The 14,434-nt window shown below is 41.4% G+C and carries 11 protein-coding genes and 2 pseudogenes; 12 read left to right on the top strand and 1 reads right to left on the bottom strand.

The features are described from left to right. Positions 1–108 precede the first annotated feature (108 nt). From AC0L6R_RS18515 to AC0L6R_RS18570, 12 genes and pseudogenes are all read left to right on the top strand, one after another. On the top strand, positions 109–1,599 hold the full coding sequence (locus AC0L6R_RS18515; RefSeq protein ID WP_473272551.1) for a RagB/SusD family nutrient uptake outer membrane protein: 1,491 nt from the start codon (positions 109–111) through the stop codon (positions 1,597–1,599). Positions 1,600–1,708: 109 nt separating this feature from the next. Beyond that, positions 1,709–2,398 (top strand): fasciclin domain-containing protein, encoded by a 690-nt coding sequence (locus AC0L6R_RS18520; RefSeq protein ID WP_473272552.1) that lies wholly within the window; start codon positions 1,709–1,711, stop codon positions 2,396–2,398. Positions 2,399–2,607: 209 nt separating this feature from the next. Then, positions 2,608–6,132 (top strand): sulfatase-like hydrolase/transferase, encoded by a 3,525-nt coding sequence (locus AC0L6R_RS18525; protein ID WP_473272553.1) that lies wholly within the window; start codon positions 2,608–2,610, stop codon positions 6,130–6,132. 99 nt (positions 6,133–6,231) lie between these two features. After that, complete coding sequence (locus AC0L6R_RS18530) at positions 6,232–6,666, top strand: sulfatase-like hydrolase/transferase (RefSeq protein ID WP_473272554.1); 435 nt, start codon at positions 6,232–6,234, stop codon at positions 6,664–6,666. Beyond that, a complete protein-coding gene (locus AC0L6R_RS18535) occupies positions 6,626–7,357 on the top strand; it encodes a sulfatase-like hydrolase/transferase (protein WP_473272556.1) in 732 nt (243 codons plus the stop codon). Before AC0L6R_RS18530 ends, AC0L6R_RS18535 begins: the two co-directional genes overlap by 41 nt. Beyond that, positions 7,329–8,003 (top strand): chitobiase/beta-hexosaminidase C-terminal domain-containing protein, encoded by a 675-nt coding sequence (locus AC0L6R_RS18540; protein ID WP_473272557.1) that lies wholly within the window; start codon positions 7,329–7,331, stop codon positions 8,001–8,003. Before AC0L6R_RS18535 ends, AC0L6R_RS18540 begins: the two co-directional genes overlap by 29 nt. A gap of 195 nt (positions 8,004–8,198) precedes the next feature. Continuing rightward, positions 8,199–9,602: an ulvan lysase-like protein gene (locus AC0L6R_RS18545; RefSeq protein ID WP_473272761.1), complete on the top strand. Its 1,404-nt coding sequence runs from the start codon at positions 8,199–8,201 to the stop codon at positions 9,600–9,602. Then, a pseudogene (locus AC0L6R_RS18550) lies at positions 9,563–9,955 on the top strand (ulvan lysase-like protein); the annotation flags it as partial. The gene AC0L6R_RS18545 and the pseudogene AC0L6R_RS18550, both read left to right, overlap by 40 nt. Before the next feature lie 168 nt (positions 9,956–10,123). Next, a pseudogene (locus AC0L6R_RS18555) lies at positions 10,124–10,240 on the top strand (sulfatase-like hydrolase/transferase); the annotation flags it as partial. 134 nt (positions 10,241–10,374) lie between these two features. After that, entirely contained in the window at positions 10,375–10,740 is a 366-nt protein-coding gene (locus AC0L6R_RS18560) for a hypothetical protein (RefSeq protein WP_473272765.1), read from the top strand. Next, the gene (locus AC0L6R_RS18565; RefSeq protein ID WP_473272558.1) at positions 10,718–11,500 is read left to right on the top strand and encodes a sulfatase-like hydrolase/transferase; all 783 of its coding nucleotides are present in this window, start codon (positions 10,718–10,720) and stop codon (positions 11,498–11,500) included. Before AC0L6R_RS18560 ends, AC0L6R_RS18565 begins: the two co-directional genes overlap by 23 nt. A gap of 379 nt (positions 11,501–11,879) precedes the next feature. Continuing rightward, positions 11,880–12,665, top strand: coding sequence for a hypothetical protein (locus tag AC0L6R_RS18570; RefSeq protein ID WP_473272559.1), 786 nt, complete (start codon positions 11,880–11,882; stop codon positions 12,663–12,665). A gap of 186 nt (positions 12,666–12,851) precedes the next feature. On the opposite strand, the gene AC0L6R_RS18575 is transcribed toward AC0L6R_RS18570, so the two are convergent. Continuing rightward, the gene (locus tag AC0L6R_RS18575) at positions 12,852–14,426 is read right to left on the bottom strand and encodes a carbohydrate binding domain-containing protein (RefSeq protein ID WP_283412761.1); all 1,575 of its coding nucleotides are present in this window, start codon (positions 14,424–14,426) and stop codon (positions 12,852–12,854) included. Positions 14,427–14,434: the final 8 nt, after the last annotated feature.

Here is a 14,434-nt window from a genome sequence, read left to right on the forward strand (position 1 = left end):
AAGGAACAGTTTTATTATGAAATCGAGCATTACTGAAAAGCCATTGACTGGCATAATTATCAGGACAGTGAGATTCCATATGGCCTTTACAAGAAAAATTATAATCATATGAATAGTATAAATAAAACAAACTTAGGACTGCTTTTGGCAATTTCTATGGTGGTCTTACCCGGTTGCGATAGTATGCTGGAGGAGAATCCTCAAAGTGAAATTTCTGATGCCCAGTTTTGGCAGACGGAAGCTGATGCTCAGTCTGGTGTCGCGGGTATTTATGATGCTATGCAAGAAGCGTATTCTCGTAAGTATTTTGTTTGGGGTGAATTAAGATCAGATAATTTCTCCGCATCTCCGGCTGGAGAAAACCCTGAAGCACTTCAGCTTACAACCAATAATCTTAACGATCAAAGCCGAAATTACGGGGGATGGGGAGACATGTATAATGTGCTTTTGAGAGCTAACCTAGCGATCAATAACATTCCTAATATTTCTGGTGATGTCAATGGGCTTTTAGGGCAGGCACATGCTTTAAGGGCTTTCGTTTACTTCGACCTTGTACGGACCTTTGGTGATGTGCCCTTATATCTGGACGTGATCACAGGAGTGAGTGACGATATCTATCGGCCAAAAACGTCAGGAGATGAGATCATGAATAGTTTGATTATCCCTGACATGCTAAAGGCGGAGGAGCTAATCCTTAATCCTCATGAAAAATCAAGATTTTCACTATCAAGTGTATACAGTTTGCAGGCTGAAGTATACATGCATTTAAAGGAATATGCGCTAGCTAAAGAAGCGCTGGATAAGTTGGATGATTTAAAACAATTTACCCTAGTGAACACGGCCGAAGACTTTCACGCCCTTTTTCGCAATGAACCGGATAGATCTGGTATCCCGACTAACCAAATGGAAACAGGACCAGAATTGATATTCTCAATCGTCTTGAATATTGAGGAAGATCAAGGGGCAGGTGGTATCTATAGTTTATTTTGGCCTGGTGTTCCCGCATATTTTATTTCAGAGCATCTTGAAAATAAGTGGATCGAAACATTTCCTACAGATTCTATTTCCTGGCATTCCAAATATCCAGACTATACTCCCAAAACTGTAGATGAAAATACTGGACAGACGATTTACGGTGACTATCATAGATATGTACAACTGATCGAGTCTGTTAAAGATATCGGTGAGCGAAGATATGGGAAGTACAATCTGACAAACTACTCTGGAAATGAAGATGATACGGATGTGGTTGTGTATAGATATGCAGGGATGCTTCTACTCAAAGCCGAAGCTGAACTTCAATTAGGTAATCTGGAAGAAGCAGCAAATCTGGTCAATAGAGTGAGGCAAGCAAGGGATCTTCCAGGTATTCAGCTGGCAGACTATGCAACCAGTGAAGAATTGCTGAATGTAGTCTTGGATGAGCGTCAGTTCGAGTTGTTGGCTGAAGGGAAAAGATGGTGGGACCTTATTCGTAATGATAAAACGGTCGAAGTAATGGCACCAATCAATGGGCAAGGTGCTGATAGATTATTGTTTCCGATCTGGTTTCAGCATTTGGTAGATAACCCAAATTTAACTCAGACTACTGGTTATTAATTTAAATGAACTTACAGATGAAATCGAGCATGACTCAAACGTCACACACTGACATTATTATTGGCTATGCGAGATTTCATATGACCTCTAAAAAAATAATTATAATCACATGAAAGTATATATAAATAAGGCAAGTAAACTATTGATTGCAGCTGTTGTCACTTTTGCCACATTCAGTTGTGATCTGGAATTGCAAAAGGAATGGGAGTATGTGCCAGAGCCTTTTGGAAATAAGCCTACAGGAATATCAGCTCTAGAATGGCTGGAGATGATAAATAGCGATCCTACCTACCAGGATGCCAACGGACTTCCAGAATTTAATTACTTGCTAGAAGCAATTGCTCGAACAGGATTGGAAGATTTGTATTTAGGGCAGGACACTACCACAACTTATCTCTTATTAAGAAACAGTGCTTGGAATGGAAATAATCAGCTGATACAGAACATGGCAGGTAATAGAGATTATCCGCTTGACTCGATCAGCAATGAGAGGCTTGAGCATGTTCTGAGATACCACATTATTGATGAGTATTTGTCTCAACCTGCCATACCTAAAAACGATTTCTTCTTGTACTACCAGACGTTAGTACCGGGTGATTCGGGCTCGATAGAGATTAATAAGCGATTGTTTGATCAATCTATCCGTATCAATACCAGCATTGCTAGGATAGGTTCTCCATCCACACCTTCCAATATGCCGAGCACATCTAGAGGTACGGTGGTGAATCTTCATAATTTCATTTTCACCAATGGAATTGGGCATCAGCTGAACAGTTACGTGAGGTATCAACCGTTCTAATTTTAAAATAAACAAGGAAGAAGTAAGTCTACTAATGCTTGCTTCTTTCTGTTTTCTACAAACTGATCCGAAATAATCACTGAAGATTTAAAGCTATTTAGAATACACTAGGGTACAGGATAGTAGTTTAATTCTTAAAATCTAATTTGAATTTCCATTTCAAAAGTGGATCAAAATTTCCCTACATCAATTAAAATTCACCCAAATTAATGAACAAGTTTATAGCAGTAGTTTGCTTTTTATATATTCCCTTCAATGCAACAAAACTTCTCGCTCAGGAGTCAAAATCAGCCTCGGATAAACCAAATATTATTTTCATTCTAACTGATGATCAGCGCTTTGATGCATTAGGATATGCAGGGAATAAATTTGTCCAGACACCGGAAATGGATAAGCTTGCCGAAACGGGAGTCTATTTCGAAACTGCCATAGTCACTACGCCCATCTGCGCGGCAAGTAGAGCCAGTTTGTTCACCGGGCTTTACGAGCGATCACATAATTTCAATTTCCAGACAGGTAACATCCGGTCAGAATACATGGAAAACTCCTATCCAACAGTTCTAAAAAACCATGGATATTATACGGCGTTTTATGGCAAGTATGGCGTGCGATACGATGATCTGGACAAACAATTCGATGAGTATGAGTCCTATGACCGTAACAATCAATATCCTGACAAAAGAGGGTATTTCTACAAAACCATCGATGGAGACACAGTTCACCTGACCCGATATACCGGGCAGCAGGCACTGGATTTTATCGATAAGGCTCCTTCAGATCAACCTTTTAGTTTATCATTGAGCTTCAGTGCTCCTCATGCACACGATGGTGCTCCTGATCAGTATTTTTGGCAATCCACCACAGATCAATTGCTTCAGAATACCACTATTCCAGGACCTGTACTCGGAGAGGATAAGTATTTTCAAGCGCAACCGCAGTTTGTACGCGACGGGTTTAACCGCCTGAGATGGACATGGAGGTATGATACGGAAGAAAAGTATCAGCATAGCCTGAAAGGATATTATAGAATGATTTCGGGTATTGACCTGGAGATCGCCAAGATTCGTCAGAAACTAGCCGAAAAGGGACTAGACAAGAACACAGTAATTATCGTAATGGGGGATAATGGCTACTTTCTAGGTGAGCGTCAACTTGCAGGAAAATGGCTGATGTATGATAATTCCATTCGTGTTCCTTTGATTATTTATGATCCGCGTGTAGGTAGCCATCAAGATGTAAAAGACATGGTGCTCAATATTGATGTGCCAGCAACTATTGCTGATTTGGCGGGTGTTGAAGCTCCAGAAAGTTGGCATGGAAAGAGTTTGATGCCGATCGTGACCGGACAAGATCAAGAAATTGGTAGAGACACGGTATTGATAGAGCATATTTGGGAATTCGATGAAATACCACCAAGTGAAGGAGTGCGCACCGAGGAATGGAAATATTTCCGCTATGTCAATGACAAAAAGGTGGAAGAACTTTATCACCTAAAAGATGATCCTCAGGAGGTTAATAACCTTATCAATGATCCAAAGTATAAGGACATTGCTAGAAACCTTCGAGCCAAAACGGATGAGCTGATCACTAAATTCAGTAATAAATACAGAGCTGCACCATCTAATCTGACCGTTGAGCTCATTAGGGATCCTCAAAATGCTGTAAAGATTTTGGATACCAAACCTGAATTTGGCTGGCAGATATCGGAATTTTCCAAAACTCAGTCTGCCTACCAGATCCTAGTCAGTTCCAGTGAAGAGCTGATTAATTTGAATTCAGGCGATGTATGGAATAGCGCTCAGGTCAGATCCAGCAGTTCTTCCAATGTAGAATACAAGGGAGAGACTTTGGAAGTAGGGAAAAGCTACTATTGGAAAGTGAGGATATGGGATGAGGAAAATCGAGTGGTGGATTATTCAAAGGCTCAGAAATTCACCGTGGGTGAAAGTGAGAATAAGATGATTTCTACTGCCAATATTCAGGATGTAAGTAGAATTAAACCTCGGGTTTTTGAGAAAAAAGGAGACACTTATTTCATAGATTTTGGTAAAGCTGCATTTGCTACTATTGAGTTCAATTATAAAACGGATAAGGCGGAGACTCTGATTTTTAGAATAGGAGAAATGGCTGATGGCCAAGCTGTCAACAGAACTCCTCCCGCAAAGAGCCACATTCGCTATCAGGAAATCGCAGTAGAGGTAAAACCAGGTCAAACAACCTATCAATTGCCTATACAAAAGGACGAAAGAAATACGCTTCCGGGAGTAGCGCTGCCTTTACCTGAAGGAACTCCTGTTTTGATGCCTTTTAGATATGCTGAGGTAGAAGGAGCAAGCGGGAATTTAGTAGGTGATGACTTTATCCAACTTGCTTACCATACCTATTTTGATGATAAAGCAAGTGCTTTTGAGAGTTCTGATGATATTTTAAATCAAGTTTGGGAGCTGTGTAAATACACCATCAAAGCGACCACTTTCAATGGGCTTTACGTGGATGGGGATCGGGAGAGAATTCCTTATGAATCAGACGCGTACTTAAATCAGCTGAGTCATTATACCACGGATGCTGAATATGCCATGGCCAGAAGGACAATAGAGTATTTTATGGAGCATCCCACCTGGCCTACAGAGTGGCAGCAACACGTGGCACTGATGTTCTATGCGGACTATATGTACACGGGTAATACGGAATTGATCGAGAAATACTATGAGCCATTGAAGTATAAAACACTTTATGAGTTGGCAAATGAGGATGGACTGATCACTTCTACCAAGGTAGATCATGACTACATGTTGAAGCTGGGTTTTGAGGAGGATTATAAAAAGCCACTTACGGATATTGTGGACTGGCCACCGGCAAAATTTAATGGAGCGGTTACTATGGGAGAGCAGGACAACTTTGTTTTCAAGCCCTATAATACCGTGATCAATGCCTTCTACTATGAAAACATGAGAATCATGGCTGAATTTGCCAAGATCATGGGCAAATCTCAAGAAGCTCTAGAATTTGAATACCGGGCTGCCAAGGTGAAGAAATCGCTCAATGATCAAATGTTTGATTCTGAGCGTGGAGTTTATGTAGATGGAATCGATACAGATCATGCTTCCTTGCACGCCAACATGATGCCCTTGGCTTTTGGGTTGGTGCCAGAGGAGCATAAGGAGTCAGTCGTAGAATTTATCAAATCCCGTGGAATGGCCTGTAGTGTTTATGGTTCCCAATATCTGATGGATGGGCTTTACCGGGCAGGGGAGCAGGATTATGCTTTATCCTTATTGGTGGATACCAGCGATAGAAGTTGGTACAATATGATAAAACTGGGATCAACGATTACTCTGGAAGCCTGGGATAACAAATACAAAAATAACCTGGATTGGAATCATCCTTGGGGAGCTGTTCCGGCCAATGTAATCCCGAGAGGTTTATGGGGAATACAGCCTAAAACCCCTGGATTTGGTATTGCTCAGATTCAGCCTCAAATGAGTACGCTCAAATCCAGTTCTATCGAGGTTCCAACTGTTTTGGGTTCAATCAAGGCGAATTATATTTTCAATAACGCTAGGCTACAGACCTATGAGATAGAAATACCGGCAAATATGGTAGCTGAATTTTCTTTAACTGAAATGGACGGAAAGGATGTAATCCATAATGGGCAGAAAGTAGCCACAGCGTTTGGTACGATCAGGCTAGAACCTGGTAAACATACTATTCTATTGAAAGTCAATTCTTTCTGATTAGTGGTAAGAGTGTATTAATCTTAATAGTTAGTTTATTGTTCTTGTCATTTTACAGAAAAAATTAAGCTCTCAAAAACCATTACATCAATAAGCCCTGTGAAAAATTATCTTATCAATTACCTTAAATACTACGCAGTCAAAAATCATATTTTGGTTTTGCTTGCCATGCTGTTTGCATACGGATGTACCAGTAAAGGATCCGCTCTCGAAGCAAATGAATCTGAATATTCTCTCCCTGATCGCCCCAATATTTTATGGTTGGTGACCGAAGATATGGGAGCTTATATCCCGGCTTTTGGAGATTCAAGTGCCATTACGCCAAATTTGAATCGTCTAGCTAGAGAGGGAGTCATTTACACCAATTTGTACTCCACTTCAGGAGTCTGCGCACCTAGCAGAGCCGCAATAGCCACTGGAATGTATCCTTCTAGTATAGGAGCCAATCATATGAGAACTGATTCTTATACCGAAGTGACTGGACTTCCAAAATATGAAGCTGTTCCAGGGGCCCGAAGTGAAGATGGTCAGTGAGCTGCTTCGAGAGAAAGGATATTACACCAGTAATAATTACAAAGAAGACTATCAGTTTAAAGCACCTGTCACAGCCTGGGACGAAAATGGGCCTTATGCACATTGGAGAAATAGAGCGGAAGATCAGCCATTTTTCTCAATAGTAAACTTTACCACTACGCACGAGTCGGGTCTTTTCGAACCTTATGGATTTCGAAACATAGAAATGAGGCATTACCACTCAGGAGATACCACTTACAAATGGGAACCGGGTAATATGACTGAAGCGGAAACGCCTGTTCATGTTTCCAAAGACCAAGAATTTGCGGTTCCTCCCTACCTCCCAAATACTCCCATAGTGCAACGGGATATGTGGAAGCTCTACAATAATATTTCTGAAATGGATAGGCAGTTGGGAGCAATACTGGCTCAATTGGAAGAAGATGGATTGCTGGAAAATACCATTATCGTGTTCTATGGAGATCACGGTGGGCCACTGCCCCGGGAGAAACGTTTGATTTACGATTCAGGGCTAAATACACCCATGATCATCCGATATCCTAATTCTTGGAGAGCTGGATCCTCAGATGATCAGCTGATTAGTTTTGTGGATTTTGCACCGACCCTCCTTTCATTGATTGGTGAAAAACCACTGGATTACATGCAAGGACAGGCTTTTTTGGGTGATTTCCAGGGCTCAAGAAAAGCGTGAATACATACATGGTGCTGCTGATCGTTTTGACGAAGTCACCGATGCCATCCGAGCAGTCCGTGATAAGCAGTTCAAATACATCAGAAACTATCGCCCGAACCAAGGGTATTATTTGCCTTTGACTTATAGGGAGCAAATCCCAACGATGCAGGAGCTTTTACGCATGAATGAATCCGGAGAACTGAATGCGAGTCAAGCCCAATGGTTTCGAAAGTCCAAACCAAAGGAAGAATTATATGATTGTGAAGCAGATCCTTACGAGCTGAATAATCTTGCAGAAGATCCTAACTATCAAGAAAAACTCAAGGAATTGAGCAATGAGATGGATCGCTGGCTCACGGATATTGGTGACAGACCTAATTTACCTGAGCAGGAATTAATAAAAAGACTTTGGTCAGGCGCAGGTAGCAAGCCCACCACAGCTGATCCCAAGATTAAGATCACTAATGGGAAAATTGAAATTCAATCTGCTACTGAAGGAGCTTCTATAGGATATAAGTTGATCAATTCCGACGGAAAACAATCACCAACTTGGAGTATATACCAAGAGCCTATTGATATGGGAGAAGAGGTAAAAAGCATCTGGGTAAAAGCCCATAGAATAGGATACAATTCCAGCCAGGTTATCAAACAAAATTTAAACTAGGCATTCTGATCAAACCTCAATTAGACTAATTCGACTGAAATGAAAAGAAGGGAATTTATCCATACTACAGCATTGACTGGTTTCGGTCTATCGCTGCCATTTGCTAATCTTTTTGCCAAAGGGGATCCTGTCACTTTTCACTCAGAAGAATATAGAGATTTGGTTTTTAGTCTTTTAAAGGATTGGTGTGATGGAATGATTAAGGTTCAAATTTTGAATCCTTCTGATCCTAAAGTTCACGGTTTGCTGGATTGCCCAGCTTGCGAAACCATACACGGAAGGGTGTCTGATGCTGTTTACCCTTTTTTCTATATGGCTGAGGCAACTGGAGAAAAGAAATACCTGGATGCGGGGATTGCCGTGTTTGAATGGAGTCAAAATGTCTCCCAACCTGATGGTAGTTGGACAAATGATGTAAATCCCAATTCTTGGAATGGGACTACCGTATTTGGTGCAATAGCGCTGGCTGAGACTCTGAAATACCATGGGGATTTGCTGGAAGCCGACCGTCGCCAGAATTGGACTGATCGCCTTGGCGAAGCGGCAGAATTCATTTATAGGAAATTTCCTACCATCGATGCCACTAACGTGAACTATGGAGCGACCAATAGTTATGCGATGAACCTAATTGGGAATTTGCTGGATGAGCCCAAGTACATAACCCTCAGTAAAAAACTTGCTGCGGAAGTCAAAAAGTATTTTACTGCTCCCAATTCATTATTGTATGGTGAGATAAAACCTTCTGCTCACAAACTAAGTGAAAAAGGGCTTCCAGGAGTGGATTTAGGCTATAATATAGAAGAGTCCCTCAATAGCTTGGCCTTATATGCTTTACATGAAAAGGATGAGGAATTGCTGGAGTTGGTGCAAAAGTCTTTGGCAAATCACCTGGAGTTTATGTTGCCTGATGGAGGTTTTGACAATAGCTGGGGCACACGAATGTTTAAATGGACCTATTGGGGTAGCCGAACCTGTGATGGATGCCAACCCGCATTTAGTCTGATGGCTGGTTATAATCCAGCTTTTGGGACTGCAGCATTCAAAAACACAGAATTACTCAAACGATGTACGGCTGATGGATTACTTCATGGTGGTCCACATTACCTTTCACATGGTATCAAACCTTGCGTCCATCACACATTTGCCCATGCCAAATCACTGGCGGTGATCTTGGATCATTGGGATCAAATGCCAACAATAAATCAATCGAATCCACTTCCTAGAGCCAAGGCTGATGGGCTAAGATATTTTGAAGAATTGGATACAGTCCTATTTTCAAGGGGAGATTGGAGAGGAACTGTTTCTGCCTATGATGCTGAGTATTATCCTAAAATGGATCTCCGGCAAGCAACTGGCAATTCTTTAGGAATGCTTTATCATACTAAAGTAGGCTTGCTTTGTGCTGCAAGTTTAGCTGTTTATAGGTTGATGGAGCCTTTAAATCAGCAAGATGCTCCCGGGAAAGATATTGCCCTTACACCTCGTTTGGAGACTTTTCAGGGAAGAGTGAATGGTTTACTAACCTTTATGATTTACCAGCCTCTTTTTCTACAGAAGATCAAAACGGAGAAATCCGTATATCGGGAGATGTTGAGTTAAAAAATGAAGCCAGGGAGATTTTACAAGGCTCCGCCTCTGACTTTAGGATCACCTATATCTGTTCCGGGAAGGGCATGCAGATCAAGGCAGAAACTAGGCAAGCATTGAAGCAGCAAACCTCATTTACAATCCCCATTATTTCCAAAAATACTGAGCCAGTCGAACAGCCAGAGGATCATGTGATCATCATTACCAAACCTGAGGGCAAAGTAAAAATTGAAGCAAATGTCCCGCTGACCATTATAGAAACAGAGAAAGGCAGGACTTTTAATATGGTGCCCGGCGTGGAAGCCCTGCCAATTCGAGCAGAGCTTGTATCTGAGTCTGTTGAATTGACTATAAGTGTGATTTAAACTGCAGTGCTTTAGTTATGAAAATTATAGGTCGTTTTGTTTTAGTACCACTGGCTCTATTCGTTTGGATTCAGGCTTCATTGGCCCAATCAAATCAAGAGAAATCATCTAAGCCCAATGTCCTGTTTATCTCCGTTGATGACCTAAACACTTGGATTGGGGTGCTCAATGATTACTCTGATACCCAAAACTCCCAACATTGATAAATTAGCGGCCAAAGGTGTATTATTTTCAAATGCACATAGCCAAGCTCCTCTGTGCGGCCCTTCACGGGCTTCGATCATGACTGGATTGCGTCCCTCGACTACTGGGATCTACGGGATGATCAGTGACGAAAGAATCAAAGATCCGCGAAAATTCAACGACCTCAGAATTAACTTTTCTCCCCAGAGTATTTCAAGGAGAACGGATATTATACCATGGGAATTGGAAAGCTGTTTCATGACCATGCCCCAGAAGGACTTTTTGATGAGTCGGGAGGAAGGGAAAAAGGTTTTGGACCTTTGCCTGATGAGCGATATGTGTGGGACGGTTATGGTACCTCAGATCGCAAAAACTATGGACGTACCAGTACCGATTGGGGAGCTTTTCCCGAGTACGATTCTCTGATGCCGGACCATCAGTCAGTGGACTGGGTGATAGAACGATTAAACAAGGAATATGACGAGCCCTTCTTTATGGGCTTGGGATTTTTGAGACCACATGTACCGCTCTATGTACCTCAAAAATGGTTTGATATACACCCTCTGAGTGAAATTCAGGGTGGCTCCTTACCTGTCAAATGATCTCGATGATATTCCAGAAGTTGGACTTAAGATCAATGATTTGCCCATGATGTCCTCTACCGAGTGGGCGATTGAATCCGGAGAATGGAAGAAAATAATCCAAGCCTACTTGGCATGTGTCAGTTTTGTAGACTACGAGATCGGACGGGTAATGGATGCTTTAGAAAAAAGCGGGCATGCCGACAATACCGTGATTGTCCTATGGTCAGACCATGGATATAGACTGGGGGAGAAAGGGACTTTTGCCAAGCATGGCTTATGGGAATCTGCCACCAAAGCCCCGTTGCTCTTTGTCGCACCAACTCTACCAAAGGGAAAAGTAATCGACTCTCCTGCTGAGATGCTCTCGATCTATCCGACGCTCTTGGAACTATGTGGTCTGCCGTCATATGATAAGAATGAGGGGAAAAGTCTGGTGTCAACCATGCAAGGAAAAAGTCATGAGAAAAAGGCATTTGCCCTTACAACCTATGGAATGAATAACCATGGAATCAAGGCTGATGGTTTTCGGTACATTCAATATGAAGATGGGACTGAAGAATTGTACGACCATACGATTGATCCTTATGAATTTTCTAATCTCGCAGGTAACCCAACCTATGCAAAGAGAATCAGGAAAATGAAGAAGCTATTGCCAGAGTACAATTCCACCTGGGACCCGAACTCTTCCTATACTTTTCAGCCCTATTTCGTGGAGCAAAAAGCCCGGACCAGCGGCAAAGATGGCAAGACAGTGAAGGTGATAGGAGCTGATAGGTAGGGGATTCCTACTCTTGATTATTTTAGTTTAGTTGGATAGCATTTGAAATACCTAAATTAGCCCACCGCCTATGCCCTAAAGTATAGGATGAAAAAGGATGCAATTCAACTGAGAAATAGCGCAAGGCTAGAGCTATGGGTATTAACATGGCATAATAGATAGGGTTTGATGTTAGAAAAGTAAAGGCATATGTCTGGGTTTTTTTTTAACTTCAAACTTTAGGTACTTTCCACAGAAAAAATACCTGGAGTTCTCCATGCTGTCCTTGAGGGATTTAGCAAATACATAAGCCATTTAAACCTAATAACTTAACCCAAGATGAAAATCAAATTTTTACTTACGATGACAATTGCCCTGGTGCAATTATCATTTCAAACTATTGCTGGAGATAATCCTGGAAAACTTACAGATCGATTTTGATATTAAAAAAGACTTGTTGTTGCTTCAACTTGATTGCAAAACTGATGTAGACGATCTGCATACCCTTGCAGCTTTTATGACTTTGGTTGCGAATAAGGAATACTCCAAGCTCAACTTTTATCCCATTGCCGGTACCTATGGAATTCAGAAAGGGCTTTATGTTCCACCAAATGATTTGTTTAATCTAGCCTTCGGGAAAAATTGGTCAGACGCTGATGCGGACTTCAATCAGGCTATCAAAGAAACGATGATTCAGGTAAAAGCTGTTCTTTCTAAGCAAGGAGATATTTGGATAGCTGAGGCAGGCCAGTCCGATTTTTCGGCTGCACTGGTTAAGGCTGTTCAATCCGAGATGCCGACGATTGATGTTTCTCAGCGTATTCATGTAGTTCAACACAGTGATTGGAATGAGGAATCTACTTCCCCGGAGGCCTTGGGATTTGTCAAGAGAACTACTGACTATCACAAAATACCTGATGGAAATGCAGTAGGGAATGGTTCGCCAGGTTTTCAAACTTCTGAGCAACTTGATGTTGAAGGAATGATGTCAAATAAAAAATTGAGCAAGATTTGGGAGCTTGCAATTGATATTTCTAATGAATACAATGGAAAAGACGGGAGATATAATAACAAAGCTGTTGCGGCTGGTGGTTTAGATTTCTCTGATCTTTCTGAGGTTTGCTATATTTTAGGCTTGGAGAATATAAAGGATTCAGAGGATTTTTTTGAAAAGTTCGCTGATTGATAAGCCTACTTATTTAAACTAAAAAAAATGTGGTACAAATGAAGCCCGGGTATTCTGGCTACTTTATTACAACAAATGGGATGTATTAACTATTTCGGTTGGAATCCTTTCCCTTAAAAAAGATAGGGGTGGCCATTCATATGTTTGGCCACCCTTATACTGTTGAAACCCAATCTCCTTATTTACCTATTGTCTTAATTTTGCTTCTGAAATAGAAATGTTGTCCATGTAAAACTTGATAGTCTGGGCATTTCCTGCGTTGGCACCACGGATGTTGATGTTATAGTTTCCAGTGTTTGCAAACTCCACTAGAGTAGAACTGTACACCCATTTTCCAATTTCAAAATCTGCAGAAAATTCAGGGTTTGGACCCACACCCCAGTTTGTGTCAGGTGCCCAATAGAATCTCAAGTCTGGAGGATTTGCTGCAGGGTCGCTGTTTCCCAGGTCTTCCATATACACCCAAACTCCGATTTCATAGGTTTTTCCTTTTTCCACTGGAAAAGTGATCGGTACATTAGCATTGTCGGTGTGGCCTATGATCATGCCGCCATTTGGTTCCATGGTAACATAGGCGCTCTTTTTGCCATCGTATGATTTGACTGTACTAAGGTTGAATTTATACTTATCCCATGGCGCTCCCCACCATTGGTAAGGCCAATTAGTAGCCATTGAGTTTTCAAAGCTGTAGTCAAAAGCAGTTTTCTTAAGGATGTTTTCTCCTATGAAAACTACCGGGACAGCTTCAAAATCATCAGATTTCACACCATCTGCTGTAGCCAATTCTCCTTGAGTATAAGAGACTGTGACTATATCATCATTAAAGATGGACTGGTTGTCCAATGTCAAAATCACAAAGTTTCCTTCATTTGGATCCAAAGTGGCTGAAGAAACTGAAGTTGCTATTTGGTTACCATTATTTATAATATTCACGGTGAAATCAGCAGGATTTAGCGTGTTTCCATTCATCTCTCTGCTAAAGTTTAATGCAATTCCACCGGCTCTTTCTTGAGCACCTTCCAAGGAGACTGGCTCGGTAGATGGAATGATCTTTAGAAAATTTTCTAGCGCAAAAACAAATTCACCCTGAGGTCTATCTCGTGAAGCGATTAATTCAAAATCAAATTCGCCAACTTTCTTATATCGAACATCAAGCGTTTCCACCAACTCCTCTGAGTATGGTGGGTCACCTCCGTCTAAATTCCATTGGTATTGTGCAGGCTCACCTTCAGAAGTAACGGTATATCTGATGAAATTCCCAGCCATCACCTCATTGAGTGCGCCATCTTGAAGATTAAGTGCCTCACCTACAGTGCCATCGCTGTTTATGATATTAGCAGTAATAGCCAATTTCACTTCTCCTAGTACTTTCACTACAATTGTGGTATCGAGTTCTTTTCCGCGCTGTTCTAATCCCACAAAAGCATTGTCTTTGAAAACCTGATGAAGTTTAACTTCATGTTCGCCGAGCATTTTGAAAGTTGTTTTAACCGTAGCTTCAGTCGAGGTAACGTCGTTGTCAGAGCCTTCGATATCGACTACACCTTCTGGAAATGTCCAAGTGCGTGACACTACACCTGATGAAACGTCTCCGAACGCGAGTTCGCCATTAATTTGAATGGTGTTTTCAAAATCCATTTCGGAGGTAAAAATAACCTGATTGCTTGCCTCATTCAAGTTCATGCCTTCATAAGGATCTTCGCATGATTGTAGCAACACGGCCACCATCATTAGTTTTATGATATAGATATATTTTTTCATTTGAGTCT

It is taken from the genome of Algoriphagus sp. 10J20-15, from assembly GCF_055809615.1.